A 25943-nucleotide genomic window follows, 5' to 3' on the forward strand; every position below is an offset into this window, starting at 1 on the left:
TCGGACATTGGGCGCTCTGTGCCTTTTTCCTAGGCTTGTCGAAGACCATTTCCTCAAGACCAAGGATGACATGCAACGATGAAGCGCATCGCATTGCTGAGAGAACGAGTTTCGCCAACCGGGGCCACCGGATCCCACTGCCCGGCGTCCGGGCTCTGGAGTCCTGACGCTGAGCCCCACAAGATCCACTCCTTTTTCGAGGGTCATATCTTTCCCGCGCACAACGGAGCCCGGACAATCTGGCGCCGTCGATCGGCGGAATAACGCGTCAGGAGAGATGACTCCCGCTCCGCTTAGAAAGCCGGTCGGGCAGGTCACATAGCGCCCGGAGTTCGGACCGGCGGCCAATCCGTGGAAGGGTTTCTGCCGAGGTACCCGTGACGGACCAACGCCGGCCCGTCACGGGCCAATCGGAAGTGCGGGAGCATGGTTTTCAATGTCTAGGGGTTTGTCCGCGGTTGCCGTCACAGGCCTTGGGGCCGTAACACCCGTCGGCGGGACAGCCGGCGAGACGTGGTCTGCGCTGCTGGCAGGCCGCTCGGGGATAGCGCTGCTTGAGGAAAGCTGGGCTCAGGAGTTGCCCGTCCGCATGGCGGGAAGGGTCACGCTTGATCTGGCTTCCGTGCTTACTACCTCCGAGTTCAAGAGGATGGACCGGTCCGGCCAGCTGGCGCTGGTCGCCGCCCGCGAAGCCTGGGCGCAGGCCGGGCGTCCGGAGATGGACCCGGAACGGCTCGCAGTGGTGATCGGATCCGGCTACGGCGGGCTGGATACTACGGTCACCCAGACCCGGACCTTGGACGCCCGCGGGTCCCGCCGCGTTTCACCCCACACCCTGACCAGGATCATGCTCAACGCCGCGTCAGCCTGGGTCTCAATCGACGTCGGCGCGCGCGGCGGGGCCCGTACGCCCGTCAGTGCCTGTGCCTCGGGCGCCGAAGCGATCGCCCAGGCGGCGGACATGATCCGGCTCGGGGCTGCTGACGTGGTGATTGCCGGCGGCGTGGATTCCTGCGTGAACGGACTGACCATCAGTGGGTTCGCCCAGATCCGGGCGCTGTCCACACGCAACGAGGACCCGCAGGCAGCGTCGCGGCCCTTCGACCGGGACAGGGACGGGTTTGTTATGGCCGAAGGTGCAGGAATTGTGGTGCTTGAGAGTGAGGACCATGCGCGGGCGCGCGGCGCAAAGGTCCTGGGATTCGTCGCGGGCAGCGCCGTAACGTCCGACGCCGTGGACATTGTGGCGGCCGATCCCGCTATGCAGCGCCGCGTGATGCAGAAAGCGATCGCCGCCGCTGGCCTCACCGGGCAGGATATCGGCGTTGTGCACGCCCACGCCACGTCCACCCCTGTGGGCGACCGGCTCGAGGCTGGCGCTATCAAGGCCGTGGCAGGCAGCAACGTACCCGTGATATCAACGAAGTCGCTGACGGGCCATCTTCTGGGCGGCGCGGGAGCACTTGGCGCCATCGTCATCCTGCAGGCACTCCGCACAGGCTCCCTTCCGGGAACACGGAATATTGAGAATCCCGATCCGGAAATTGACCTCAATATATTCACCGAGACAAGCCATGGCGTTGCGGGGGCGGCAGGGATGGCCAACGCCTTCGGGTTCGGCGGCCACAGCACGTCCCTTGTGATCACTGGCGGGTGATCCTGCTGGATGATCAGCCGCCCACCTGCCCAGGCCCGACGACGGCGGCACTCGAACCCGTCGTCGTCACGTGAGCGGAGCTAGCGTTCCAGACGGAACCCCAGCTTGATTGTCACCTGCCAATCGGCAACCTGGCCGTCTTTGAGATGCCCGCGGATTTCCTTGACTTCGAACCAGTCGAGGTTGCGCAGGGTCTTGGACGCTTCCGCGATGCCGTTGCGGACGGCCGCGTCCACTCCTTCTTCTGAGGTGCCGACAATTTCAGAAATGCTGTACGTGTGATTGGACAACTTCGCTCCTCGTGATCGCCTTCGATGACCGGCTGCGCCGTCTCAGCAGGCTATCGGAAGGCGGGGCTGAGGACTAGGCGGTTTGTGAAATTGCCGGCTTAATTAGTGGGTGCACCTTGCCTCGGCTGTTGCGGCCGGTGTTGTGATCGCGGCAATCATGTTTTGGCTCGTCCTGCCTCCCTGGCAGGCCGTAGCCGGGCCTCCCCACGGTGACCAGTAAGGCGGGGAACGGCCAGGGCGATGGCAGCGAGGACGGTTGCCGCAGTTTCGGCGAGGGCGGTGAGCGTCTTATCGAAAAACCACACAGGTTCGTACATGGCGGGGAACGGGCCGAGGGCTGGGATGTCCACGTACCGGTAGAGCAGCAGTGCGGCGAGTCCGCCGGCTGCCACGAGTAGGGCCAGCAGCCAGGCAGGCCGGCTGCCGCGGATCAGGACGTAGAGCCCGGCGACGGCCGCGGCTGCCGCTTCCATGAGGAAAAGGTTGCCCTGTCCGATGCCGTCGGGTGCGGCGAGCTGGTATCCGGGGGCCAGGCGGACGTGGATGACGGCATCCACGGCAAGGGCGGCTGCGGTGAGAAACCGCAGTACCCAGGCAGTGACCGACCGTCCGGGCAGGCGGGGGCCGTTGGCGGTGTTGCCCCCGGAAGAGGACGCGCTCGGATCCATATCAGCTCCTCTGATTCAGGCTGGTCACCTTCAGGGCGGCGGTCACTTGACCGTCAGCGTGCCCTTCATCTTCGAGTGGTAGGTGCAGTGGTAGGTGTAGGTGCCGGCTTTTGCGGGTGCCTTGAACGTTACGGATTCGCCGCCTTTGACGACGGCGTCGAAGGAACCGTCATCCGCGGTCACGGTGTGGGCCTGGGCATCCATGTTCGTCACCGTCACTGTAGCCCCGGCAGGGACGGTATCAGCGCCGGAATAGGCGAACGATTTGATCTGGATGGTGGTTGCGGCTTGGGTCCCCGAGGCGGAGCTTGCAGGCGGGGATGAGCTGTATGATCCGCCGCTGTTGCCGCAGGCGGTGATTCCCAGGATCGCGGCTCCGGCCAGGATGGCGGCCGCGAGGCGGTGACGGTTGGCTCGACTGTGGTTCATGGTGTTCCTTCTGCCGCAGGTAATCAGCCAGACTTCGGGGCGGTCCGCATTCGGTAGACCTCCACCGCAGGGAAGCTGGACTTATGATTATTCTCAACTCTGTCGACCGTAATTACCAGCGCTGTGCCGTCCGGTAGGGCCACAATGAATTTCCTGTGCCGGGCTGAATTCGTGGAGACGGGGAAGCTTGTGGGCTGCGTGCCGGCTTTACGAACCTGCGGCGGACTGCCGTTCTTCCAGGACGAAGTTCTTCAGATCATCCAGGCCGCACGCTCGGCCCGCCGCCGGGAACTGCGCGGCCAAATCAACCAGCGCATCGCCGTCGTGGTCCGACACCTGCCGGACCTGGCCTCAACGAAACCGGCTCCGGCCCCGGAACCGGCGGACGAACCCAGGAAGCGCCCGAAGCTCCGCACCTACCTGGAGTGCGACCGATGACAGCACAGGGCTTCATTGCCACGAAAGAGCACCGCAGATTCGTTGAGTTCGCCGACGCGGTGTGCCGCCAGCACGGCATCGGCATCTGCTTCGGCCAGGCCGGGATCGGCAAGACCCTCTCCGCCCGGCGCTGCGCCAACTGGCACAAGGCGGAGAACCTCCTGGAACAGTGGGGTCCCCGGGACCGATTCCGACTATCAGATCTATGCCGCACTGGCCCGGGCACGCAGCGTCTTCTACACCCCGCCGTGCCCACCTCGCCCCAACAGATCCACGCCGAGCTCGGGCACATCAGCACCCGCGTATCGATCTGCGTGGACCAGCACCTGGAGAAGATCGACAAGAAGACAGGACCACCTGGCAGCATCGGTATGCATGTGGAGCTGCTCATCATTGACGAATCCGGGCGGCTCAGCGCCACGGCCCTGGAACTGCTGCGTGACCGCTACAACCGGGACAACATAGCCCTGATCCTCATCGGCATGCCCGGCATCAAAAAATGGTTCGGCCGCTACGCCCAGCTCTACAGCAGGGTCGGCTTCGCCCACGAATATCGCCCACTCGCCCAGGAAGAACTGAATTTCGTTCTGGAGCGCCGGTGGCACAAACTCGGCCAGACCCTGGACCCGGAAGATTTCACCGAGGCCCAGGCCATCGCCGCCGTCGCGAGGATTACCCGGGGCAACTTCCGCCTCATCGACCGGCTCTTCACCCAGGTCGAACGCGCCACGAAAATCAATGAACTCAGCACCATCACCGACGACGTCATTGAGGCAGCACGCTCCACCCTCGTCATCGGAATCAGCTAAAACCGCCAAACGGAGCTGCTAAAAAACCGCCATTCGGAACCAACAGTCAAACGTTCAACACCCAAGCATGTAAAAAAACGAACGTTACCGACACTCTTAAAATGCTTTAGCGCCAGTTTCCCGCGCAATGGTCCAAATGGCCGCAATTTCATTAGGTGTACTACTGCGGTTGGGTTGAACATTTTGAGATCTGTCACCATTGGCGCAGGTCAGAGCCTCAACGCATCCGGGATTGCCATCGAGTGAGCCTCTGAACTCACGCCTCGCGTGTTCATGGAAACGCTTCTGACCTGCACGTTTGCAATCAGATTTCATCTGATGAAGGATGTATTCATCTGATGTAAGCGATGGAGGGCGGCATTTATGGTCGGGAACAGTCCCGCACCGGGGGCCGTGGGTCTGCATCTGGTCGGAGGCCTGCCCTTGCTGCGGCCGGACGAGCAGGTCTTCACGGCCATGTTGAACGGGTGGCGCAACCAGCAGCTCGCCCGGAACCTGGCGTTCTCCACGATCGAGGGCCGTGAGAAGGCGGTGCGGGCGTTCACCCGCCACGCGGATGCCTTCCCGTGGGCCTGGTCACCGCAGATGGTTGACGAGTGGCTGGGTGATCTGCGCTCGGTCCGGAACCTGCGCCGCTCCACGCTGCGGAACTACCAGGGGAGCATCCGCTCCTTCTGTGACTTCGTTACCGACCCCGCCTACGGCTGGGCCGAGGCCTGCCAGGAACGGTTCGGTACCCACCCGGTGCAGGTGATCCACGAGTGGAACGCCGCCGTGCATGTCGAGGAAGCGGAGGCGGACCCGGCCAAGCGTGCCTTCACCCGCGATGAACTGCAGGCATTCTTCGACCACGCGGACGAACAGGTCGGCCGGGTGCGCGGGCGCGGACGCAAGGGCTGGCTGCCGGCGTTCCGTGACGCGATGCTCTTCAAGACCGCGTATGCCTTCGGCCTGCGCCGCAACGAGGCGCGGATGCTCGATGTGGTGGACTTCGGCCGCAACCCCCGGGGCCCGGAGTTCGGGGAGTACGGCGTCCTCTACGTCCGCCACGGCAAGGCGAAGAAGGGCTCCCCGCCCAAGCGCCGCAGCGTGCTGACGGTCTTCGACTGGTCAGCGGAGATCCTGCAGCAATGGGCCGAGGAGGCCCGCCCGCTGTTCCCCACCGCCGGCCCCGGAGCCTTATGGCCCTCGGAACGCTCGTCACGCGTGGGCTTCACCCGGATGAACACCTGCTTCTGCACCTACCGGGACAGCCTTGGCCTGGATCAGGGTCTGGATTTCCATTCCTTTCGGCGCTCCTACGTCACGCACCTGATCGAGGACGGCTGGGATGCCCGGTTCGTCCAGGAACAGGTCGGCCACGAGCACGCGTCCACCACCTCGATCTACACCTGCGTCTCCTCTGACTTCCGCACCCGAACTCTCCGCAGGACCCTGGACGCCACGATGGAGGCCGCCCTGCGGCCGGTGAGGAAAGCCCGATGAAACGACACATCAGTTATCAATGGCGGCTGCGCGAGGTGATGGCTACCCGGGGGATCTTCACTGCCTCGGATCTGTCCCCCTGCTGGCCCAGCGCGGCATCGAGCTGTCCTCGGTGCAGGTCTGGCGGCTGGTCACCCAGATCCCCGAGCGGCTCTCGCTGCCGGTCCTCGCCGCGCTCTGCGACATTCTGGAAGTGACCCCCGCGGAGCTGATCGCCACCCGGCCGGAGGCCGTGACGCCGCGCCGCACGGCCGGCGCGGGTGCCGAGGTCGTGGACCTTGCCGCCACCATCCGGCCCAAGCGGGCCAGGATTACCCCCGAGCGGTGAGTCCCGCCTACGACACCCGCGAGAAGTATGAGCGGTGGCATATACGCATCTGTGCCCGCTGCGGCCGGCAGGCAGCGAAAGCGGCGAACTGGTCGGACGGCCCGATCTGCCGGACGTGCTTCGACAAGGCCACACGCACACATGGATCCTGCCCGGGCTGCCGGAGCGAACGGCTGCTGCCGGGCCGCGACGCCTCAGGGATGCCGGTCTGTAGGGAATGTGCAGGGATCACCCGCGACTTCTCCTGCGACCGCTGCCGGGTTGAAGGGCCCTGCTCGCCGGACGGCTCTGCCCCAGATGCACCCTCACCGACCGGCTCAGCGTGCTCCTGGATGACGGCACCGGCCGCGTCCACCCGCCCCTGGCACCACTATTCGACCGAATGCTGACGATGCAACGGACCAAAAGCGGGCTTGCCTGGCTGACGCGCGCTCAGCCACGGGCCCTGCTGCAGGACCTCGCCTCAGGCCGGCTCGCTCTGACCCACGAAGCGTTCCAGCAACTGCCGAACTGGCGGACCGCCGCCTACCTGCGCGACATACTCATGGAGTGCGGGGTCCTGCCCGCCGTCGACCGGCAACTCCTGCTCTTCGAGAGATGGCTCACCGGGCATCTGGCCGCCGTCGCCGACCCCGAACACACCCGGGTGCTCCACCGCTTCGCCACCTGGCACCAACTCCGCAAACTGCGGGCCAAAGCCGGCAAAGGACCGCTGGGCAACTCTCCGGCATACGCGGCCCGGCAGCAGCTGATCCAGGCCGGTTCCTTCCTGACCTGGCTCACCGGCCGCGGCGCTCTCCCCGAACACTGCCGGCAACCCGACCTCGACGCCTGGCACAGCGAAAACCACGCCACCCGCCGACCCGCCACGACCTTCCTGAGCTGGTGCATGAAGACCGGCCGGATGCCCGCCCTGACCATCCCCGTCCGGTCCACGGGGAACCCTGCCCCAATGGGACAGCATCACCGGCTCGCCGCTCTCCGGCGCCTGGTCACCGACGAAACCCTGCCGCTACGCTCCCGCGTCGCCGGCTCATTGATTCTGCTCTACGCCCAACCGGTAAGCCGGATCGTCCGGCTCACCACCGACGACATCCTCCACGACGGAGACCACACCCTGCTGCGCCTCGGTGAACCGCCGACTCCGGTTCCGGAACCGCTGGCCGGGCTACTGCGGGCATACCTCGAAGACAGGCCCAACATGACCACCGCCGCCAACCCGGCCTCCCGATGGCTCTTCCCGGGGCGCCGGGCCGGGCAACCCATGGACCCGGGAAGCATCCGCGATCTGCTACAGGAAATCGGGGTCCCGGCCCAGTCCGGCAGAACCGCAGCGATCCGACAACTTGTCCTCCAGATGCCGCCGCCGGTGGTGGCCCAGGGCCTCGGTTATCACCACACCAGCACCACCAGGATCGCAGCAGAAGCCGGATCACCCTGGAGCGGATACGCTCCCGGCGACCACAGCCGATAACAACTCCCGCAACACCGAGCCATTCCCAGCCGCGACAAAGCCGGCCACTCCCATGAGCTGCCGCGAAGGCTTTTTGGTCCCTGAGTCAGGCTCTCCGACGCTGCAGCTGCTGCAGGTACCCGGCCGACATGACGATCGCCAGCCAGATCTGCCAAACAGGTCCCGAGGCCAGCCCATTCCAGGGGATGGTGCCAAGACTGAGGCCTAACACGAGTCCCAAGCCAAGCCACAAAGTGCCCTGGACAACCTGTGAGCTTATGCGGTGAGTCGGCACTATGAGGGTGCTGGCCAGCAGCAGACCACAGGCCGCCCACCCAAGAAGAAACACCCGAAGAAGCATGTCCCTTCCGGCGCCGTCACTTGGCCATAGGAGTAGCGGTATTGAAACTGAGGCCAGAACGAACGCCGTGGCGAGAAGACCATCCTTCCAGTTGGCGGACCGTGTCGCCTGTGGGGCTGAAACTGACATACTTACTCCTTAGTACGGACCGCACCTGACAATGGGGTAGCAGGAAGAACGGTTACAACAGTTCAGGCTTACACACCAGGGGCAGCCGATAACCGCACATGCAATGCATGACCCCGGGTTGCCGCAGGCAAAAGCACAACCCCAACAGCATGATTGAACGCAACCCCAGTTCTGTTCGTCGCACCTGCGGTACATGCAATCCGGGCAGTCACTTGCTGTGGTTGTCGGTTGATCGGCACGCAGGGCGGCGACGTCCGTGGCGACTCCATCGTCTGCTTCCGCAATCAGGCGCGATGTTTCAGCCCCGGTGATTTGGAATACCCTCGTCAGCCGCCTGCTTGTTCCGGACTTTGTGGTGACGCCGTAGGTGGCGACCACGGTGTCTCCATGGACATAGGCAACGGCCACCATGCTTCCGCCGCCAGTGAGCGCGTGGCGGACGCCCTTCACGGTGGGCGCGTCAACTATTTCTTCGGAGACTTCAACCCCGGCAACACCGGTGCCGAGCATCGAGCGGGATTCCGGCCGGACAGATGCAAGCCCCATCAGTCTGGACATGTGCCCAGATGCCGAAGATTCTCGCCATGCCGCAAGAGCCTGGCCCCCGGTCAGATCTTCCTTGGATGTACCCGACATCTGATCGAACCAATGTTCATTTCGCCGCTTCTTATCTGATGCGGCGACGGCCGCGGTGCCGCTGCCTGCCAGAATGGAAATGCCGAGCGCAACCCCGGCTGCACTTTGTAGAAACACGTTTCGGCTGACGCCGCGCTCGGGTCCACGGTTGTTTTCAGCACTGCGCTGGCGAAGTGCTCCCAGTTTCTGGAGTATCCGCCAGCTTCCGCGCATGCCGAGCCTGCTCATCATTGCAAGCCCCATAGCCGCACCGGTTTTTGCGGAGACGTCACCGTCAGCGATTTCGATGAGTGTCGGGGTCCACGGCGCATCTTCACCCAACGCCACAACCCGCCAAGACACCATTTCCGGCGACGACAGATTCATGACTTCAAGTCTTCCGCCGGAAGCCGAAGCAACGTCCTCGGCAATCTTGCTGCAGGCCAGGCACCCGGCGTCAAAGCCTAGGACGAGCCTCATATCAGTACTCATTCGCAGTTCCCCCATATCACTGCTGGGCCCGCCCCCTGCGAACCCAGTACCCTCACCATTCCGATCATGACGAAATTTGTCAAGTCACTTTACAAACGGGGGAATGCGTGTCTTCCCGATGGCGTTGTCTGCTTCGACAGCGCCGGCATGGTCACCGCGTTAGTGCGTCCGGGATCATCTGGCAGAACGGACCCGCAGTCCGGCAGAACCGTAGTGATCCGAAAAATCGTCCTCCAGATGCCGCCGCTGGTGGCCCAGGCCCTCGGCTACCATCACACCAGCACCACCAGGATCGCAGCAGAAGCCGGATCACCCTGGAGCGAATACGCTCCCGGCAACCACAGCCGATAACAACTCCCGCACCCCGCCAATCCCGACAGCGACAAAGTCAGCCAGAGAAAATCCGAAGAATACCGACTACTCAATCAACGGTCACTACCAGTCCCGACCCCAGGGGCTGGAACGCACCGCGGGCTGATCCAGAGGCAGGGGAACGACGGCGGCGGCCGTTGCCGCGGGATTCGGCTCCGTGGTTTAGGGGAACGACGGCGGCGGGTCCATCCGCATCACGGCGGCGTGCTGTGGCGTCGTGGGCCTCAAGCCCTCCCGCGCCCGGGTGACCTGGGCGCCGAAGATGTACGAATGCTGAGACGAGCTGGCCATGCGGCACCGGACCCCGCAGCCGGCGGCGCAGCGGACGCCCGCATGGGTGCCTGAAGCGAGGCGGAGGGCGCGGCTATGCGCCGGGTTACACCCAGTGTGGACAGGGCGGTTTCCAACCATCGTCGCAACAGGTTCGATTCGAACGTAACAGAATCCCTGTTTAGTGTGACGGGAGAACAATGCCTAGAGGGTTCTCTGAGCCTGCGCCCCGTTCTGACGTCCATGAACGAATGGGCGCGGCTGTCTAGCGAAGGGTGCGGCCCCGGGGCTAATCCCGGAATGCTTCAGGGCCCGGCACTCCGCCGATTGCGGCCACGGGATCCCTGCACCACATCGAGGTATGAACTCCACGGATACTTCCGAGGCAGCTGCTTACCCAACCTTGGCCAGCCGTTCTTTTCGAAGGGCATATGAGCGTGCTGCACGCACGCGGTCGCCGCACCGTTTTGAGCACCAGTGACGCCGGGCGTGGGTGCGAATCATGTACCGGTTGCATTGTTCGGCACCGCACGCGGCCAGCAGTTCGGCTTCGGGGCCGGTCAGCAGTACGACTGCGTCACCGGCAACCGCGGCCAGGGCGTGCTCGACGATCCGGCTGGTCGGATGAGTCGGCTGGTCCCTGAAGCCGGAAACAGGGTCCCATCCCAGCAAACGAGCGCTGGGTGTGCGCGTTAGCGCTTCGTTCACTGCCTCCACTGCCGACGTCTCGGGCGGGCGCCCGAAGGCGGCGGCTTCGAACAAGTCGCGGATGTGCCGGCGCATGGAAATGAGCAAACCTGAGCAATGCTCCTGCAGCTCCGTCTCCTGCGGGGCGAGCCCGTGCTCAATGAGCCAGCTGGTGGCCACAGCCGGCGAGTTCAGCATTTCAATGCGGCCGTTCGGCATCTGCACCGAGCTGTTAGCCAGCTGAAGGGACGCATGCTCATCCTCGCCTGGTGCTGGCGGCGGGACGTCAGGGGTGAAACGCGTCGAGGACATACTTCACGGTACCACTTTGGTTTTGACGTGAGACCAATCAAATTCCTACAGCAGGCACGAAGCCCGCTTCATACCGGGGCTTGGAACCGAGGCCAAATAATACTCACGGGAAGTGTTTGCATATGACGTGAGGCTTCGGTACTGTGTACCTCACGGCAAAATTGCGTTCCGTCCATTAGAGACCGCACGACGTGGGCGTCTGTCACGTCCAGTGCGTTGCTATTCATGGACGCCGGGTACAGCGGTTCGGCCCGTCGATAAACTTTCAGGAGAGAAAATGAAGCTCAAGCACATCCGCAACGCCACCATGATGCTCGAACTAGGAGGCGCGCGGATCCTGATCGACCCCATGCTGGGCGCCAAGGGATCCATTGATTCTTTTCCCAACTCCGCGGGCAACTCCGTTCGTAACCCTACCGTCGACCTTGTCGTGCCGCTGGAGGAACTGACCGGCGTTGACGTTGTCGTTGTCACCCACACCCATGTCGACCACTGGGACGAGGCCGCAACATCGTTGCTTCCACGCCAAGTGCCGCTGCTGGCCCAAAACGACGCCGATGCGAAAGCCATTGCCGACCACGGCTTCAGCGATGTTCAGGTCATGGCTGAGCCCATCGTCATAGGTAAAACTTCATTCACCAAAACGAAAGGCCAGCACGGCTCAGATGCCACCATGGCCGCTTGGCCAAGACTTGGCGAAGTCAGCGGCGTTGTCGTTCGCCATCCAGGGGAGCCGACTGTCTACATCGCCGGTGACACCGTCTGGAATGAGGAGGTGCGTCAAGCGCTCCTTGAGCATCGCCCCGACGTCATCGTGCTGAACACGGGCGAAGCACGTTTTCCTGACAACAGCGCCCTGATAATGGGGGCGCGGGAGATTCTAGAGGTGCATGAGGCCGCCCCTGAGGCGAGCATCGTTGCCGTGCACATGGAAGCGCTGAACCATTGCGTGGTCACTCGCGCCCAGGCCAGGAAGATCGCTGAGGACCACCACATCTCAGGGCAGGTCTTCGTGCCCGAAGACGGTGAAGTTCTCATTTTCTGAGCTCCCGGCTCCCCTTGGCGCCACGCCTCCGTGTCACGCGAGGTGGCATGGACCCGCGGTCGAAGCCTTTGCGCTGAGCACAAGGGAGACCGGCCCTTGAAGCAGGACCGTGGCCCCTGGCGGGCATAACATTCGGCCGTCAAGGGCCCTGACCGCACCGACAGGCCTGCAGCAACAATGCTCTGCACTCCTGGGGACTTTCCATGGTAGGGCCCTCATCGAGGGCATGAAAACAGCCTGGAGCTGACCCGAGCCCGACGGACGAGGTGCCTTGCCAGTTCAACAGGAAACCGGGAGTTTCTCTGTGTACCCCCCAACCTGCAAGAAAGACATCTCTTGAACACTTCACACACCGCTACTTCCCAGAACCGTGAGGCTCCCGCCAGCGCCCGGCTGGAGCAAAGGCGCATTATTGCCGTTCTCATTGCAGGGCAGATCCTGGGCGGAATCGGTATGGGCGCCTCCCTTTCCCTGGGATCGCTGCTCAGTGTCGAGGTGTCGGGGTCAGCGGCGTGGTCGGGAATGGCCGCGACAATGAACACGTTGGGGGCTGCCGCGTTCGCCATCCCCCTGGCACGCGCAGCTGCCGCCCGCGGACGGCGCGTCTCACTCGCGCTCGGCGCCCTCATATCAGGAATCGGGGCCGGCATCGCCGTCGCAGCGACCGCCCTGTCCACCTTCCCCGGGCTGCTCCTCGGCCTCGCCCTCCTCGGCGCCGGAACGGCAGTAAGCTTCCAGGCGCGCTTCGCGGCAACCGACCTGGCCACCGCCAAAACCCGCGCACGGGACCTGTCAATCGTCATCTGGTCAACCACTATCGGTGCCGTTGCCGGGCCGAACCTGTTCGAACCTGGCGAAGCCTTCGGCAAGCTCCTCCACATGCCGCCTTTGACCGGAGCATTTGCCTTCACCGTCGTGGCGCAACTGCTGGCCGCACTCGTTTACGTCAAGGGACTACCTGCAAAGTCGGTGAAGGAACCCACGGACACCGCACCTGTCCGGCGCCAGATCTCGGGGTTCGCGGTCCTCCGGTCCAACACCAAGGCCCGCTTCGCTGTCACAGCCGTGGCGCTCAGCCACGGCGTCATGGTTGCCCTGATGTCCATGACGCCGGTGCACCTTCACAGCCACGGTGCGAGCCTGGCCGTCGTCGGAATCGTCATCAGCCTGCACATTGCAGGCATGTACGGTCTTTCACCGGTCTTCGGCTGGCTCGCCGAGAAGGCCGGCCGACTTCCTGTTCTGCTCACAGGACAGGGAATGCTCTCGGCAGCGCTGCTGCTGGCCTGGTTCGCCCCGGACACCATGGTGACCCCCAGCCTTATTCTGCTCGGCCTTGGCTGGTCTGCCTCCCTTGTCGCGGGCTCAGCGCTCGTCGCCGACGCAGTCCAAGCAACCGAACGACCCGCCGTCCAGGGTGTCTCAGACCTGATCATGAATCTCACCGGCGCTATCTGCGGCGCCCTTGCCGGACCTGTCCTGGCAGCTCTCAGTTACTCGGGACTTGCCACGTTAACGATGGCCCTCGTAGTAGTCGTCACCGCCTGGGCGACACGACGCCTCGTCACATCGCGTCAGCAGAAAACATCGTGACAGCCAGGACAAACACATCAAGCACGACGTACACCGATTTCGTCCTGAGGCAGCGAAACAGGGCATAGAACTTCGCTACACCCTCGTGGGGACAGCGGTGGTTCCCAGGCACATCGAGGACATTTCGATTCAAAATGGCATGGTGAGGCAACTGGGTTACACGCGCGTCAGCACTTCCAGCCAGGACGCCCAGCTGCAGCTGGACGCGCTGGTCGCCGCAGGGGTGCAGAAACGCGACGTCTTTGCCGATGTGACATCGGGAAGCAAGACGGCGATCGAACGGCCCGGCATGAAAAGGCTGTTCGAGTACGCCGTGGAGGGCGACACTGTCGTTGTGTGTCGGGTCGATAGGTTGGGCCGGTCACTGATTGACGTGCTCAACACTGTGACCCTGCTGCGCGACCGCGGCATCCACGTCCGATCGATTTCTGACGGCATTGACCCTGCAACCTCGACGGGCCGGCTGGTGCTGAACATGCTCGCCACCCTCGCTTCGAGTATGAGCGCGAGCTTATCGTCGAGCGGGTCAACGCCGGCATAGCCGCCGCCAGGCAGAACGGCATACGCTTCGGCCGGCCCCTGTCCGACCCAGCCGTCATCGCGGACAAGCTGGCGATCGCGCAGGACGCCCGGGCTAAGGGACGCACCGCGGAAGACGCCGCCAGCCTTGTCGGCTGGAGCCGCGCAACGCTCTTCCGCCACCAGCAAGCCCTCGCTGCACAGGAGAGCACCAAAAAGTAGGTGCTCCTGAACGGCGGGCGACGCAGGGCTTCGTTTCCTGCCCTGCCCAGTCAGCGCCTCATGTAAAGTGCTCGGACCTCGCTGCGCTCGGGCTGTAAAAGCGCTTTTCTGTTTTTTGCTGCTGTCCTGCGGATCGTACGTGCCCGCTCCACCGGCTCAACTGTCCTGCGGACGGCTGCACAGCCGATGCCTTGTGTCGGCGCTTCGCTTATTTCCTGCGCAGATTGCACGTCCCTGGCCCTCCCGGGTGGACCGGGCCTCCGTCGGGCACAGCTACGCGATGCTCCGCCAGCAGCAAAAAAGAACTGTGAGTCTTTACGTGGCTGGTCCGGGACTAGCTGGCAGTGTTGATGCCAGTCGTTCTGCCTGGTGCGTGACTCGAAAAAACAATTGCCCCCGCGAGGGTGCGTTTCCCCCGATTTGTCCGCGCTGGGTGGAGCGGCCGGCGTTGACCTGTCCCACGTCGGTGGCTTGATTAGAAGCTTGCCCAGCCCATCCAGGAAGGGTTCGCAGCGAAGCTGCCTTCGCCTCACTGGCAGGAGTGAATCCCTTGCCAGCCTCAAGCGGTAACACTGTCCGGCACAGGCTCAACCGGGGCGGTGACCGGCGCCTCAACCGTGCCTTGCACACCATCACCATGACCCGGATGATCCACGACCCTGGAACCCGGGACTACGTCACCAAACGCACCAAAGAAGGACGAAGCTACCGCGAAATCCGCAGATCCCTCAAGCGCTACATTGCCCGAATCCTCTACCGCCAACTCAACTCCCTTTACGCCACAGCGGAACCGACGCGATCCCACGTTGCCGGGCAGACCCTTACCCGGAATAGGAGCACATCGTCAGCTCCGCAGGATCAGCAATTCTGGTTTTTGAGGGGGTCGCCTAAGTTCCTTGGATTGCTTGGGGGCACCAGTCCGCGCTCGGCCATGAAACTCGGTTCCCCAGCTATTGCCCGTCTCATTTCGCTAGCGTTTTGAGGCACTAAGGTCTCGAGACACCGTCTTGAGATGGGAACCCCCTTACGGGCGATCCCTGTAGCGCTGGGCGTACCAAGCGCAGCAGTGACTGCCCGTAGGGGTGACTGTCGTTCTGGCTAGTGGGTCGCGCCGAGTTCGATGAGGAGGACGCCGCCGATGATGAGGATGACGCCAAGGCTCATTAGCCACGAGAGGGGATCTTTGAAGAGGAATTTGGAAAGGACGGCGGTCAGGGCGACGCCTGCTGCGGCCCAGATTCCGTAGGCTATGCCAATGGGCATCCCATGAGCGAGGGTAAAGCCGAGCATGCTAAAGGACACCACGTATCCGACCGCAACTGCTGCGTACCAGCGTGTGTTGTCGATGGCTAGGCGGAGGCTGATCGTGCCGGAGACCTCAAACAGGATGGCGCCGATGAGGAGAAGATAGGACATCAGACAATCTCTACGTTCTTGTGGGCGGCTTGGGCTCCGAGCTCCACACACAGGACGCCGGCGATGATGACGATGATTCCGATGCCCATGAGGGCGGTGATCGGTTCTCCGAAGAGCAGGAGAGAGCCAACGGCAGTGAGGACGACACCGGTAGCTCCCCAGATACCGTAGGCAACCCCGAGGGCCATACCCGTGCGGAGTATCTTGGCGAGCAAGACGAATCCGCTGAGGTAGCCGATGACAACGACGACGTAGAGGGCAGGGTGCTCGAGTGCGCCTTTGAGGGCGAGTGAGGCCGTCACTTCGACCAGGATCGCGGGAATTAAGAGTAGCCAGGCCTTAGTGGTGTTGGTCATGGGGTTGGTTCCTTGCGTGATGAGCTACTGGGTGATCTGGAGGACGAGGTGGCTCTCGTAGCCACGAACGGGGAAAGGTTATGTCTGCAAAAGTCAGGCGATGATGCGTCCTTCACGCTGCAGCAGGAAGCTAACGGTGGCGTAGATGCTTATTCAAGATGATTTGGGCCTAGAGGGAGGTTCTGTAAGTGATGCGTTCCCTTTCAGAATGCATTGTTGAGGTTTGCCCACACGCCTGATTCGGCGGCCCGACGGTGGTACGCCGGCGGGCTCAGCGCCCACTCAGCGATCGGTGTGCGGCCGGTCCTAGCTCAAGATGCACAGTCCGGGCATGCTGAGTGCATGATGACCACCGTCGCGGTACTTTCTACCGGGTGCTGCGGCCTTGTGTGGCGGAGGTGATGAGGTCGCTCTTGGTCAGCGGCACGCCCGTACGCAGTGTTGTGGTCCAGGTCTGGGTGTCGGTGACTGCGGCCCAGTTTGAGTGCAGCAGCGCCATGAGGGTCTGATGGACCTGGGGTGCGGGCGCGGTGCCGGCGTCGTTGGTGAGGTCGATTGCTCCGGTCGCGTCTGAGAGGACTTCGACGGCGAAGCCGAGGGGCTCGGCGGCCGCGGCGGAGGCAATCACGCAGTTGTTTGTCATGTAGCCAACGAGCGTGATCGTGTCGATGTCCTGTTCACGCAACCAGGCTTCGAGGTCGGTATCGGCGAAGATGCTGGAGAACTGTTTGCTGATGCGCTTGGCTGCTATGTTCTCGTGTGCAGCTACTTCGGGGTGGTTCTGCCAGGTCGCCGATCCGGATGCGAACACCGGGGCTTCTGCCGGGAGTTCGTGCTGGACGAGCACGATCGAGGTTCCGGTCTGTTTAGCGGTGTCGATCGCGGTCTGGATGCGGGTGATGGATTCATCCCGGGCCGGGTACTGGATCGGGAGCAGTCCGTCGAAGTATTCCTGTTGGGCGTCAATGACGATCAGGGCTCGGCGCTGTGTGGTCACGGGGTTCTCCTTCATTCAATGGTGGTGTTGTGATCAGTGAAAGCTGACATGTGCGCTACTGCGCAGCCCGCAGTAGCGGTGCTTACAGGTGCGGGAGGTCGTAGTGATCGGCGATCAGAGTGATCCCGTGCTGGTCCAGGGTTGCCGAGTGGCCGCCGACGACCAGCATCACCTCGTCGGCGCCGGTGCGCTTATGCAGGGCTTCGAGGCGGTCGGCGACAGTAGCGGCGGTGCCGTGGAAACTGCGGCTGGTGTAGGCGTCGAGGATCTGCCGCTCCTGCATCGTGGCCGGGTACGCCTCGACCTCATCCGGAGGCAGGAGCAGGTAGCCCTCGTTTTTGAACATGCGCAGCATTGCCATCGCCGATGTTGCCGCCTGCCGCTTCGCCTCGGCCGGGTCGTCGCTGATCGCTACGGGCACGCTGACAAGGGTGTGGGGCTCGGCGAGCACATCCGAGGGCTGGAAGCTTTCTTTGTAAAGACGCATGGCCGTGTCAACGTCAGCGTCACCGAACTGCAACGCGAACGCATACGGTCGGCCGAGTTGCCCGGCCAGCTGCGCGGAGTACGCCGAGGAGCCCAGCACCCACACCTCCGGAACGGTCGAGGGCGCAGGCACCCGGTTTTCCATTGCCTGCCAGGGTCCGGGCACCGCATGGACGTGCCGGTATGGGTGTCCGGGAGGAAACTCGTCACCCAGGAACCCAAGCAACTCGAGCACCTGCTGTGGAAATCCGTCATTGGCATCCGCGCCCCGACGCAGCGCCGCAGCGGTCGCCCCATCGGTTCCAGGTGCGCGCCCCAGCCCGAGATCGATCCGGCCAGGGGCCAGAGCCTCAAGCATCCCGAACTGTTCGGCGATCAGCAACGGTGCGTGGTTGGGCAGCATCACCCCTCCGGCGCCAAGGCGGATGTGCGTCGTCTCAGCGATGAGGCGGGCGACCATCAACGGTGGTGAAGACACCGACGTCGCTCCCATCGCATGATGCTCAGACATCCAGAACCGGTGATACCCGCGCCGGTCCGCTGTCCGCGCCAGCGAGATAGTGCCCGCGAGCCCCTCCTCAGCGGTCGTCCCGGCACCGGTGCCGCCCGCGGAGAGCACGGACAGCGTGAACGGGGCCGTGCCGGATGGTGGACCGAACTGCATACAAACTCCTCATGGAATAACGTGCTTTTTAGCGTGATTCCGAGCGTAGCAGTTACCTCACGCTTAAATGAAACTGATACCATGAGAACCATGTCAGACCCACTGCTAGCAGCCGTACCAGGCGCCGAAGAGCATCCCTGGCTCGCGCTGGTCAACAGCGCAGGCGAACTGCCCGGAGGCAAACGCTACGACGAACTGGGCAGCCCTGAGGTTGCGGCGGCTTGGCTGATGGCACGCGATCTCATCGCACCGGAATCTGTGCTGCACGAGCACTGCCAGGGCAGACTCGCAGGGCTGCGCGATCTCTTCACTGCGCACACCACCGGAGACGTCCCCACGATAGCGGCCGTGCATGCTGTTAATCGTGCGCTGACCTGCGCCCCCGGCGCGCTGCTCTTACGGTTCGACCCGGGGGCGGGGTTCACCCGCTGCGCCGACCATCCCGTGACACAGGTCATCGAGCATGTCATGGCCCTCATCGCCGATGATGCTGCCCCGCTGCTAAGCGGAGACCAAGCATCACTGCTGGCGTCCTGCGAAGCGGACTCGTGTGAACGATTCTTCCTCCGCAGCCACGCGCGACGGCAATGGTGCTCAACCCGTTGTGGCGACCGAGTCCGCGCCGCACGAGCCTACGCACGCAAACGCGCGATACACCTTGGGCCAACCCCAGCCCACAAGTCCCGCTTATCAGGCAGCCATGCTCACCAAGTCAGGATTTGACGCATAGGAGCGTGGCCTGATCCCAAACGACCTCTCGCGGCATACCGCCGATGGCTGACCGAGCATTGTCGCAGCGCGATAAGTCCACCCCACTGATCAATCACATGGCCGCACAATGAGGCGAGCGAGAGACGCGCCAACTCAGGCTTTGGATTTGGACGCTCCTTCGCGGTGGCGTTGGACGGCATCATTGTTTCCGCACCGCGCTGAGCAATAGGCCCGGAGGCCGTTTCTGCTGGTGTCTACGAAGGCGGTGTCGCAGCCGGCCCGGGCGCAGACCCCGAGCCGCCCACCGTCCGATTCGACGGCGAAGATCGCAAGACCACCGGCGGTGACGGCCTTCACGCGTGCTACGACGGCATCGTCATCGGACGCGAAATGCAGGTGCGGCCGCAGCTGGTCATGGCTGGTCAGATAGGCCCGTGACGCACCGGCGTCGAGCAGTGCGTTGATCGCCGCGCACCGGGCCTCAACACCGCCGGGCTCGAACGCGGACCGCAACCGCAACGACCATTGCTTCAGCTGCTTGGACGATGACGAAGTCAAGGCAGATCGGCGGATATGGTGCCGATCCATGACGGTCCTGGCTTCCTGGGCCGTCCACGCACCGCCGCCAGCCAGGTTGACCAGGTCAGCAGCGAGCAGCGGGCCGGTCATATTGTCATGGTTGAACTGCACTAACCCATTGCATCATAGTTTTACCCATGCTTCTAGTGACCACCGCAATCGTCCCGGTCGTGCTCATCCTCGCCGCGGGTGCGCTGCTGCGTTACCGCTTTCTGACCGAGCCCGGCTTTTGGCGGGGACTGGAGTGGATGAGTTACCGGGTCTTCACGCCGGCGCTGTTCATTACTTCCATCGCGGGCACGGACCTCACCATCATTCCGATCGGCCCTCTGCTGCTGAGCCTGGCTGTCCCGATCACCGCGGTCGCCGGCCTGGTCGTTGTTCTGCGCCGGCCACTGCGCGCGAACGGTCCCCAATTGACCTCCCTCGTGCAGGGCGCGGTCCGCATCAATACCTACATCGGGCTGATCTTCGCGACGGCACTGCACGGTCACGAAGGCGTCGCCACCTTCGCCCTGGCCAGCGCCGTCGTGGTGCCCCTGGTGAACGTCATCTGCGTCAGTACGCTGGCGGCCTACGGCGACAAGTCCGCCTCACCGCGCCCCGTCCCGGTCTGGCGGGAATTCCTGGAGAACCCGCTGATCCTGGGCTGCGCAATCGGACTCGCCCTGAACCTCGCCGGCCTTCCCCTGCCCGGGTTCCTGTCGGCAACGCTGACCATGCTCGCGGCCCCGGCGCTGGCATGCGGCACCCTCATCGCAGGAGCTGCCCTGCATTTCAGCTTCCGCAAACGCGACGCCATCGACGTCGGACTCGCCGCGATCCTCAAACTCGTCGTGCTGCCCCTGGCGGCAGCCGCCATCGCCATCCCGCTGGGTGCCACAGGGGCAACACTGAGCAGCATCGTGCTCATCTGCGCCATCCCCACAGCGCCCTCCGCTTACGTCCTGGCCAGCAGGATGGGCGGGGACACCCGCCTCATGGCCTCCATTACAGGAGCGCAGACCGTACTGGCCGTCGCCACATTGCCAGCCATCCTGACGCTCATCGACCACGTCACCGGGTAGCCCACGTTTTGCTGATGCTGACCGGGCATCTGACGGCATTTAAGCATCCTCCATACCGTCATTCTCGGCCTCCTCAGATCCCGAGGTTTCTCAGCCATTCCTCCACCCTGCGTGGCTTTTGGTCAAGAAGCTTCTGAGCTGACCGGCTCTCGGGGATCAATTCATCAATTTGGTCCTGTCGATATTTGTAGGACTCCACCACAGGCACTGCAGCGTCCTGACCGAACATCGGGATGATGAGCTCACCAAACTCCTCGGGCGTCATCGGTTCGTAGCGGATCTCATGTCCCAGGTATTTCGAGAAGCCGTCGGCGAGCTCGTGGCCGCGGAGCCCGGGCAATGCACCGACGGAAACGATCCCTTCAATGTTGGGACGGGTCAGCAGGTGGTACACAACATCGGCGATATCCAGATGCGAACTCCATGACGTGGCGTAGTCAGCACGAAGCGGGTATCGCAGCACACCCTCTTTACGGACCGGTTCCAGCACCGCCGGCAGAAGAAGATTCTCCAAATAGAGGCGGGGTTCGACCACAGCATACGAAACACTGCCCGCCTCGAGCTCCCCGAGCATGGTGTTGGGGCCATCTTCGGCATCACTGCCGTGCTCGACACTGTAGCCACTGGTGGAAAAGACGACCCTGCCCGGCTGGGCCTGCCGAAGAGCCGCACCGATGGCTTTGGCAAACGGAATCTGGTCCTCGGGCCTACCCACCGGCAAATGCACGAAGACGCCTTCGGCACCTTCATAGGCCCGGACAAGCGAATCAACGTCGGAGAAATCGACGGCCACGGCCGGCCCCTCGACTTTGGAGGGATCACGCACTGCAGCCACAGCTGACTGGCCATGACCTCGCAGGACGGAGAGAACAGGGGAACCTTGAGCGCCCGAAGCGCCATGAACGATGAAAGACATGACCCCATTACTGCACATTATGCATCGGTTACATCAAGTGCAGTAATGGGGACTATCGTAAAAACCATGAAATTTGATCATTGCTCTTTGCAGGAGTGCGGCATCGCAAGATTCCTCAGCCTTCTGGATGGGCCCTGGGCAACCCTCATCGCCAGGGAACTACTCAGGAAACCCCTGCGCTTTACTGAACTACTCACCGCGCTCCCCGGAATCAGTGCACATACTCTCACCAGCCGGCTGAGAAAATTCGAAGCGCATGGACTCGTCACCCGCACCGCCTATCCAGAGATACCTCCCCGCGTCGTCTACGAATTGACGCCCCTGGGAGAAAGCCTGCGCCCCGTTCTGACGTCCATGAACGAATGGGCCCTTTCAGTCCCGGACAGCACCTTTGAACTCTGAATTGGTTCCAGCACAGCGCGCGGCCGGCCCCATCGTCCAGGCTTCCCTTCCCACTGAACTGTGTGAACCCTTCGAGGCCTACCTGCGCCGGTTGTAACTGATGAAACGCACACCGGGCAGGTACGGACGTCCCGGCATTCCTTACATCGAGATTGCAGCTGGCCACGCAAGCGTGCCCTTCAACGGATGAGGAGATCGAGGCTCGGCGCGGCGGGATGCCCCTGGTCCTTCTTGGAAAGCGTTCCAAGCTCAAAAGTGTGGACCGGGTCGGTATCGACTCAGTGGCCATCGCTAAGCTGGCAACCCAGCACCTGATTGAGCAGGGGCGCCGGCATGTGGCGATGATCGGGCACAAAGACACCGGGGACCCCTTCGTCGTTTCCGAGCGCGAAGAGGGGTTCCATAAGGCATTGGCGGAAGCCGGGCTCGTTGAAGCCACGCCGATCGGCTACGTCCAGGACTGGACACGCCAAGATGGAGAGGCGGCCATGGTGGCCCTCCTGGAGCGGGAGGAAAGAATCGACGCCATCTTCTGCGCCAATGACCTTCTGGCACTGGGGGCCATGAAAACCCTGGCTGAGCGCGGCATCGCAGTACCTGCCGAGGTGGCCATCGTTGCGGTGGACGACATCGAGGAGGCGTCATTCGCCAACCCCGGACTCTCCAGCGTGTTCATCGACCGGACCTGGATGATGGACAAAGCCTTCGCCCTCCTTACCGCCAGACTCAAGGACCCCCTTTCCCCGCCCCAGCAGGTCGACGTTCCGTTCCAGCTGGTGGTCAGGTCATCGACCGGTGCATGATCCCCGAGAGCCTCATCCCAACGCCCTGCGTGGTTGCAGTCGGGATGAGGCATCTGTTTAGGTGACGTCCACGAGTGACCACTGCTGATGCGAGGAGCCTCGATAGAGCTGTTGCTCTGTGGTGGTTCCGTCGGTGGTGGCCGCGCCGGTCAGGCCGAGGGCGTAGGTGGAGAAGCGGTTGGTGAGGGCCACTTTTCCGTTACTTACGGGTGTCATTGCCCATTGCGGTTGCAGGACTTCGGCGCTGGAATAGATCGCTGCCTTCTCGCCGATGGCCCGTGAGCGGAAACCGATCTCGAGGATTTTTCCGCTGTTGGCGTCCCTTAGCTTGTAGTAGCCGTCGACGTCGGTCGTCAGCGTCCACCGCTGGTTCGCTGCGTTGGTGTCGGGGGCCAGGACAACGGCGGCCCTGTTGGCGGTGGAGCCGTTGAGTACGGTCAGTGCCTTTCCGGTTGTGGGGTTGATGACTTTGTAGGCGCGGTCAGGGGCGACGGCGAACGACTGGCGGGCGGGCTTTGCGGTGCGGCCGCCCACCCGCAGGCAGGCGACGTTTGTGTAGCCGCCGGAGCCTGCCTTCGCCGTGAACCGGATGAACCCGGCGGCGACGGGGGCCCATTCGGCCAGCTTCGGGGTGGGGCCGGTGGCCCAGGTGCCGGACGCGACGGTTGTGAAGGTCACGCCGTTGGCGCTGGTGGAGACCTCGAAGGAGGTCACGTCGCCGTCGGTGCCGTTTTCGCGGGACCACTGCTTGGGAAGGTACTCCAACGTGGTCACATTGTTGTAGATCCCGCCCAGGTCCAGTGTTATCGATACTGGCATCGCGAGTTCGGCGGTGCCGGGCCAGGTGGACCAGCAGGTCTGCAGTTTGTTGTCGGCACGTCCGTCGATCGCGAAGTATGGGGGTTCGGGCTCACGGAACGCGGAGGCGTAGGCGGCGACCGGAGTGATCAGGTGTTCGGCTCGCAGTGGTTGCGCCGGGAGCGCGCCACGCTGCGGATTGGCGGACCAGGCCGCGCCGACTTCGGCGAGTCGGTTGACCACGTTGGGGTCAAGCTTGCCGTTCCGGTTGGGTGCGCAGTTGAGGATGAACGAGGTCCACCGCGATTCGAGCTCGGTGAGGTGGGTGACGATGGCGTCCTTGGACATCAAAATAGGCGGGGCCGTTTCTTGCAGGCGCTGTGGGTACTCGGGACGGGGCATGTCGCCGCGGAGGACGCGGTTGATGGCGATTTCGGCGACGACCAGGTAGCTGGGTATCCCGGCCAGGTGGAACATCAGGGGCTCGATATGAAAGCGGCCGTGCCGGGCCTCTCCAAGCTCATGCTCGACGACATTCAAATCTCGATAGTGGACATCCACCGGCCGCCCCTCAATCTCCAGCCACGCTCCGCCGTTGAAGACGCCGCCGCCCCAGGCGCCAATCTCAGAGACGGTGCCTTCCCAGCCGAGTGCTCTCAGGTTGCCGGGGTCGAAGCGATCGCGGTAGTACAGAGCAAAGTCCCAGTCACTGCTCGGCCTGTGGGAGCCCGATGCCCTGGATCCTCCCAGTGACACCGACACTACGCCGGGAAGAGCGGCGAGCTCATCGGCGACGTAATCAACGAACGAAGAATCATCCACCGTGCACTCCTGTCTTCTGGAAAGGCGTCGGGAGAAACCCTACCCCGCGTCGCTCATGCTGAGCTGAACGATCGTCTACGGGGTCGCATCTACTCGTCCGATTGGGAGATCTAGTTCTTCGCCTGAGCGATCGAGACTCCCGGTCGGCCCGTACGACTGAAACGACGAAAGCTGCCCCTATGCTTCCTACCCTGTTTCCTGACCTGCGAACTCGGGCACATGGCGCCGCGCGGCGGTAACCGCTGTCAGGATTGCAGCTGCCGGTGTCGCGGCCACTAGCAGTGCTGCCAGCGTGAACCCGCAAGAGGATCCTCCGCTTTCGATGGCCGCCCCGACCAGCGCCGCAGCAACCGCGATCCCAGCAGCGCTGGCTGAATTGATCCACGTGAACGACTGCGTAAGCCTCTTCGGTGGGACAGTTCGTTGGATCAACAGGTTGCTGGTGGCGACGATCGGCGCGATAGCCGCACCAGCTGCTGCGATGGCGATGGATGCCACCAAAGCAAGGTGGGATACCGCAGCTACGCCGACCATGATCGAGAGGAAAAGTGAAACTATCACGAGCACCCTTTCGGGGGATCCTGGCCACGTTCTGCTGCCGTAGACCAGCCCACTGATCAAGCTGACCACACTCGTAGATGCCAGCATCAGCCCGGTCAGCTGCGAAACGTGCGACTCGGCCGCCATGGCGGTAATGGTGATAGGAACGCTGCCGAAGAAGAAGCCAAGGCTCAGATTGACCGCGAGAAGGCCACAGAACGCCGGCGAGTAAAGCCGACGATTGACCGCACCCGCCGAATGGGTATTTTGGGTCGGCGGTTCCGTTTCTCGACGAGTGGAGAGGACCAAACACCCGGTTGCAACACAAACTGTCGCGAAGATGACGCCCGCCAACGGCGCAATGCTAACGCTGAGAACCGTGACGAGGATCGGCCCCAGAAGAAAGCCGACGTCATTTACGACCGCTTCAAGCGAATATGCCGTGCGGAGATCCTTTGGCGTCGGTGCGACCACACTCCATCGCGCTGCCGACAGGGCGCCCGGCTGAGGGATGGTCGCCCCAGCGAAGGCGGCGAAGACGAGGACAACAGGCAACGGCCAGACTTGCGACGCAGATGACAGCAGCAGGGTGATCGCCACCATATTGACGGCGATCAACGAAGGCAGAATACGTCCCGGCCCGGCACGGTCGATCAGGCGCGCGATCTGGGGACCGACGACCGCCTCCGATATAGCGAAGGCGCCTGTGACCGAGCCAGCGACGGCGAACGAACCTGTCAGGGCTTCAACGGACCAGAGCATGCCAAGCCCGATCATCGAGACGCCAAATCGGGCAATGACTGACGGGACGAAAAATCGGAGCGCGCCAGGAAGCATCAAGACAAATGTGTACGAAGAGAACCCGGTAGAGAAATTCTGGCGAAGTAAACGCGGAAGAACGGCCATAACCGTAATCGCTTTCCGTTGCGGCCGGGTCCCGCAGGCCACCGGGATATATGCGCCCGATTTAACCTACGCACCTGCACTTGAGTGCGCCGCAGAAACGAGAGGGAACACGCCCTCCCAGAGACTGTATCAATCCGCCAAAGACAACCAGTAATTTGCCAAGCCAAAGCCTGGTGAGCATCGCAGGCTACTCGTGACCATCGGCGCTGAAGCATAGGACGAGGCGCGGATTTTGGCTGCAATCCGCACGCGCTCACCAGAGATGATCGAGCGGACTAGAACCGTGACCACTCCCTGTCCACATCT

26 protein-coding genes and 3 pseudogenes are annotated in these 25943 nt (G+C 63.1%); 16 read left to right on the forward strand and 13 right to left on the reverse strand.

The window, feature by feature from the left end:
* The first annotated feature begins 436 nt into the window (after positions 1-436).
* Entirely contained in the window at positions 437-1657 is a 1221-nt protein-coding gene (locus ACQCST_RS02595; protein WP_426997800.1) for a beta-ketoacyl-[acyl-carrier-protein] synthase family protein, read from the forward strand.
* A gap of 80 nt (positions 1658-1737) precedes the next feature.
* Here the strand turns inward: ACQCST_RS02595 and ACQCST_RS02600 are convergent, their stop codons facing one another.
* The 3 genes from ACQCST_RS02600 to ACQCST_RS02610 all read right to left on the reverse strand — a co-directional run bounded on the left by ACQCST_RS02600 (position 1738) and on the right by ACQCST_RS02610 (position 3044).
* A complete protein-coding gene (locus ACQCST_RS02600) occupies positions 1738-1947 on the reverse strand; it encodes a dodecin (protein ID WP_426997801.1) in 210 nt (69 codons plus the stop codon).
* A 155-nt stretch (positions 1948-2102) separates the two neighbouring features.
* The gene (locus tag ACQCST_RS02605) at positions 2103-2615 is read right to left on the reverse strand and encodes a hypothetical protein (protein ID WP_426997802.1); all 513 of its coding nucleotides are present in this window, start codon (positions 2613-2615) and stop codon (positions 2103-2105) included.
* Between the two features lie 42 nt (positions 2616-2657).
* Positions 2658-3044, reverse strand: a complete 387-nt coding sequence (locus tag ACQCST_RS02610) for a cupredoxin domain-containing protein (protein ID WP_426997803.1) — start codon at positions 3042-3044, stop codon at positions 2658-2660.
* A 198-nt stretch (positions 3045-3242) separates the two neighbouring features.
* On the opposite strand from ACQCST_RS02610, the gene ACQCST_RS02615 reads away from it, so the two are divergent.
* The 5 genes from ACQCST_RS02615 (at position 3243) to ACQCST_RS02635 (ending at position 7578) form a co-directional block, all read left to right on the forward strand.
* Positions 3243-3482, forward strand: a complete 240-nt coding sequence (locus ACQCST_RS02615) for a hypothetical protein (RefSeq protein WP_426997804.1) — start codon at positions 3243-3245, stop codon at positions 3480-3482.
* Positions 3479-4291, forward strand: a complete 813-nt coding sequence (locus ACQCST_RS02620; protein WP_426997805.1) for an AAA family ATPase — start codon at positions 3479-3481, stop codon at positions 4289-4291. The genes ACQCST_RS02615 and ACQCST_RS02620 overlap by 4 nt, the downstream gene beginning before the upstream one ends.
* 363 nt (positions 4292-4654) lie before the next feature.
* On the forward strand, positions 4655-5776 hold the full coding sequence (locus tag ACQCST_RS02625; protein ID WP_426997806.1) for a tyrosine-type recombinase/integrase: 1122 nt from the start codon (positions 4655-4657) through the stop codon (positions 5774-5776).
* 19 nt (positions 5777-5795) lie between these two features.
* Positions 5796-6104 (forward strand): helix-turn-helix domain-containing protein, encoded by a 309-nt coding sequence (locus tag ACQCST_RS02630; RefSeq protein WP_426997807.1) that lies wholly within the window; start codon positions 5796-5798, stop codon positions 6102-6104.
* A 391-nt stretch (positions 6105-6495) separates the two neighbouring features.
* On the forward strand, positions 6496-7578 hold the full coding sequence (locus ACQCST_RS02635) for a hypothetical protein (protein WP_426997528.1): 1083 nt from the start codon (positions 6496-6498) through the stop codon (positions 7576-7578).
* 478 nt (positions 7579-8056) lie between these two features.
* Here the strand turns inward: ACQCST_RS02635 and ACQCST_RS02640 are convergent, their stop codons facing one another.
* Positions 8057-9154 (reverse strand): hypothetical protein, encoded by a 1098-nt coding sequence (locus tag ACQCST_RS02640; protein ID WP_426997527.1) that lies wholly within the window; start codon positions 9152-9154, stop codon positions 8057-8059.
* 66 nt (positions 9155-9220) lie between these two features.
* On the opposite strand from ACQCST_RS02640, the gene ACQCST_RS02645 reads away from it, so the two are divergent.
* Together ACQCST_RS02645 and ACQCST_RS02650 are read left to right on the forward strand one after the other, a co-directional pair.
* Positions 9221-9505: a hypothetical protein gene (locus ACQCST_RS02645; RefSeq protein WP_409017369.1), complete on the forward strand. Its 285-nt coding sequence runs from the start codon at positions 9221-9223 to the stop codon at positions 9503-9505.
* A gap of 199 nt (positions 9506-9704) precedes the next feature.
* Positions 9705-9803 (forward strand): annotated as a pseudogene (locus ACQCST_RS02650) (amidase family protein); the annotation flags it as partial.
* Positions 9804-10189: 386 nt separating this feature from the next.
* On the opposite strand, the gene ACQCST_RS02655 reads toward ACQCST_RS02650, so the two are convergent.
* Positions 10190-10795, reverse strand: a complete 606-nt coding sequence (locus ACQCST_RS02655; RefSeq protein ID WP_426997808.1) for an ABATE domain-containing protein — start codon at positions 10793-10795, stop codon at positions 10190-10192.
* Positions 10796-11072: 277 nt separating this feature from the next.
* Here ACQCST_RS02655 and ACQCST_RS02660 point away from each other — a divergent pair, with 277 nt between their 5' ends.
* From ACQCST_RS02660 to ACQCST_RS02675, 4 genes and pseudogenes are all read left to right on the forward strand, one after another.
* Positions 11073-11840 (forward strand): MBL fold metallo-hydrolase, encoded by a 768-nt coding sequence (locus ACQCST_RS02660; RefSeq protein WP_426997809.1) that lies wholly within the window; start codon positions 11073-11075, stop codon positions 11838-11840.
* 336 nt (positions 11841-12176) lie between these two features.
* Entirely contained in the window at positions 12177-13433 is a 1257-nt protein-coding gene (locus tag ACQCST_RS02665) for an MFS transporter (protein ID WP_426997810.1), read from the forward strand.
* A 142-nt stretch (positions 13434-13575) separates the two neighbouring features.
* Positions 13576-14174, forward strand: a pseudogene (locus ACQCST_RS02670) (recombinase family protein).
* Between the two features lie 490 nt (positions 14175-14664).
* Positions 14665-14946: pseudogene (locus ACQCST_RS02675) on the forward strand (transposase); the annotation flags it as partial.
* A gap of 326 nt (positions 14947-15272) precedes the next feature.
* Here the strand turns inward: ACQCST_RS02675 and ACQCST_RS02680 are convergent.
* The 4 genes from ACQCST_RS02680 to ACQCST_RS02695 all read right to left on the reverse strand — a co-directional run bounded on the left by ACQCST_RS02680 (position 15273) and on the right by ACQCST_RS02695 (position 18093).
* Positions 15273-15590: a DMT family transporter gene (locus tag ACQCST_RS02680; protein WP_426997811.1), complete on the reverse strand. Its 318-nt coding sequence runs from the start codon at positions 15588-15590 to the stop codon at positions 15273-15275.
* Entirely contained in the window at positions 15590-15946 is a 357-nt protein-coding gene (locus tag ACQCST_RS02685) for a DMT family transporter (RefSeq protein ID WP_426997812.1), read from the reverse strand. The genes ACQCST_RS02680 and ACQCST_RS02685 overlap by 1 nt, the downstream gene beginning before the upstream one ends.
* Positions 15947-16313: 367 nt before the next feature.
* Positions 16314-16943: a cysteine hydrolase family protein gene (locus tag ACQCST_RS02690; protein WP_426997813.1), complete on the reverse strand. Its 630-nt coding sequence runs from the start codon at positions 16941-16943 to the stop codon at positions 16314-16316.
* A gap of 82 nt (positions 16944-17025) precedes the next feature.
* On the reverse strand, positions 17026-18093 hold the full coding sequence (locus ACQCST_RS02695; protein WP_426997814.1) for an LLM class flavin-dependent oxidoreductase: 1068 nt from the start codon (positions 18091-18093) through the stop codon (positions 17026-17028).
* Between the two features lie 90 nt (positions 18094-18183).
* Between ACQCST_RS02695 and ACQCST_RS02700 the strand changes: the two genes are divergently transcribed.
* Entirely contained in the window at positions 18184-18816 is a 633-nt protein-coding gene (locus ACQCST_RS02700; protein WP_426997815.1) for a CGNR zinc finger domain-containing protein, read from the forward strand.
* A gap of 141 nt (positions 18817-18957) precedes the next feature.
* On the opposite strand, the gene ACQCST_RS02705 is transcribed toward ACQCST_RS02700, so the two are convergent.
* Positions 18958-19494: a CGNR zinc finger domain-containing protein gene (locus tag ACQCST_RS02705; RefSeq protein WP_426997816.1), complete on the reverse strand. Its 537-nt coding sequence runs from the start codon at positions 19492-19494 to the stop codon at positions 18958-18960.
* 26 nt (positions 19495-19520) lie between these two features.
* Here ACQCST_RS02705 and ACQCST_RS02710 point away from each other — a divergent pair, with 26 nt between their 5' ends.
* Positions 19521-20450 carry an AEC family transporter gene (locus tag ACQCST_RS02710; RefSeq protein WP_426997817.1) on the forward strand — a complete coding sequence of 310 codons (930 nt, stop codon included), beginning with the start codon at positions 19521-19523 and terminating at the stop codon, positions 20448-20450.
* A 73-nt stretch (positions 20451-20523) separates the two neighbouring features.
* On the opposite strand, the gene ACQCST_RS02715 is transcribed toward ACQCST_RS02710, so the two are convergent.
* The gene (locus ACQCST_RS02715; protein ID WP_426997818.1) at positions 20524-21366 is read right to left on the reverse strand and encodes an SDR family oxidoreductase; all 843 of its coding nucleotides are present in this window, start codon (positions 21364-21366) and stop codon (positions 20524-20526) included.
* A gap of 66 nt (positions 21367-21432) precedes the next feature.
* Here ACQCST_RS02715 and ACQCST_RS02720 point away from each other — a divergent pair, with 66 nt between their 5' ends.
* Positions 21433-21768, forward strand: a complete 336-nt coding sequence (locus ACQCST_RS02720) for a winged helix-turn-helix transcriptional regulator (protein ID WP_426997819.1) — start codon at positions 21433-21435, stop codon at positions 21766-21768.
* A 152-nt stretch (positions 21769-21920) separates the two neighbouring features.
* Positions 21921-22571: a LacI family DNA-binding transcriptional regulator gene (locus ACQCST_RS02725; protein ID WP_426997820.1), complete on the forward strand. Its 651-nt coding sequence runs from the start codon at positions 21921-21923 to the stop codon at positions 22569-22571.
* Positions 22572-22628: 57 nt separating this feature from the next.
* On the opposite strand, the gene ACQCST_RS02730 is transcribed toward ACQCST_RS02725, so the two are convergent.
* Together ACQCST_RS02730 and ACQCST_RS02735 are read right to left on the reverse strand one after the other, a co-directional pair.
* Positions 22629-24191: an RICIN domain-containing protein gene (locus ACQCST_RS02730; protein ID WP_426997821.1), complete on the reverse strand. Its 1563-nt coding sequence runs from the start codon at positions 24189-24191 to the stop codon at positions 22629-22631.
* A gap of 186 nt (positions 24192-24377) precedes the next feature.
* Positions 24378-25637: an MFS transporter gene (locus ACQCST_RS02735; RefSeq protein WP_426997822.1), complete on the reverse strand. Its 1260-nt coding sequence runs from the start codon at positions 25635-25637 to the stop codon at positions 24378-24380.
* Between the last annotated feature and the right edge of the window lie 306 nt (positions 25638-25943).

This window comes from Pseudarthrobacter sp. N5, from assembly GCF_050157035.1.
In the GTDB taxonomy this organism is placed as follows: domain Bacteria; phylum Actinomycetota; class Actinomycetes; order Actinomycetales; family Micrococcaceae; genus Arthrobacter.

Excerpts from the sequence above, each read along its gene's own strand:
- ACQCST_RS02595 (WP_426997800.1), top strand. The coding sequence starts at position 437 with ATGTCTAGGGGTTTGTCCGCGGTTGCCGTCACAGGCCTTGGGGCCGTA.
- ACQCST_RS02605 (WP_426997802.1), bottom strand. The coding sequence starts at position 2,615 with ATGGATCCGAGCGCGTCCTCTTCCGGGGGCAACACCGCCAACGGCCCC.
- ACQCST_RS02610 (WP_426997803.1), bottom strand. The coding sequence starts at position 3,044 with ATGAACCACAGTCGAGCCAACCGTCACCGCCTCGCGGCCGCCATCCTG.
- ACQCST_RS02620 (WP_426997805.1), top strand. The coding sequence starts at position 3,479 with ATGACAGCACAGGGCTTCATTGCCACGAAAGAGCACCGCAGATTCGTT.
- ACQCST_RS02625 (WP_426997806.1), top strand. The coding sequence starts at position 4,655 with ATGGTCGGGAACAGTCCCGCACCGGGGGCCGTGGGTCTGCATCTGGTC.
- ACQCST_RS02630 (WP_426997807.1), top strand. The coding sequence starts at position 5,796 with ATGGCGGCTGCGCGAGGTGATGGCTACCCGGGGGATCTTCACTGCCTC.
- ACQCST_RS02635 (WP_426997528.1), top strand. The coding sequence starts at position 6,496 with ATGCAACGGACCAAAAGCGGGCTTGCCTGGCTGACGCGCGCTCAGCCA.
- ACQCST_RS02640 (WP_426997527.1), bottom strand. The coding sequence starts at position 9,154 with ATGAGTACTGATATGAGGCTCGTCCTAGGCTTTGACGCCGGGTGCCTG.
- ACQCST_RS02645 (WP_409017369.1), top strand. The coding sequence starts at position 9,221 with ATGACGAAATTTGTCAAGTCACTTTACAAACGGGGGAATGCGTGTCTT.
- ACQCST_RS02655 (WP_426997808.1), bottom strand. The coding sequence starts at position 10,795 with ATGTCCTCGACGCGTTTCACCCCTGACGTCCCGCCGCCAGCACCAGGC.
- ACQCST_RS02660 (WP_426997809.1), top strand. The coding sequence starts at position 11,073 with ATGAAGCTCAAGCACATCCGCAACGCCACCATGATGCTCGAACTAGGA.
- ACQCST_RS02680 (WP_426997811.1), bottom strand. The coding sequence starts at position 15,590 with ATGTCCTATCTTCTCCTCATCGGCGCCATCCTGTTTGAGGTCTCCGGC.
- ACQCST_RS02685 (WP_426997812.1), bottom strand. The coding sequence starts at position 15,946 with ATGACCAACACCACTAAGGCCTGGCTACTCTTAATTCCCGCGATCCTG.
- ACQCST_RS02695 (WP_426997814.1), bottom strand. The coding sequence starts at position 18,093 with ATGCAGTTCGGTCCACCATCCGGCACGGCCCCGTTCACGCTGTCCGTG.
- ACQCST_RS02700 (WP_426997815.1), top strand. The coding sequence starts at position 18,184 with ATGTCAGACCCACTGCTAGCAGCCGTACCAGGCGCCGAAGAGCATCCC.
- ACQCST_RS02710 (WP_426997817.1), top strand. The coding sequence starts at position 19,521 with ATGCTTCTAGTGACCACCGCAATCGTCCCGGTCGTGCTCATCCTCGCC.
- ACQCST_RS02715 (WP_426997818.1), bottom strand. The coding sequence starts at position 21,366 with ATGTCTTTCATCGTTCATGGCGCTTCGGGCGCTCAAGGTTCCCCTGTT.
- ACQCST_RS02720 (WP_426997819.1), top strand. The coding sequence starts at position 21,433 with ATGAAATTTGATCATTGCTCTTTGCAGGAGTGCGGCATCGCAAGATTC.
- ACQCST_RS02735 (WP_426997822.1), bottom strand. The coding sequence starts at position 25,637 with ATGGCCGTTCTTCCGCGTTTACTTCGCCAGAATTTCTCTACCGGGTTC.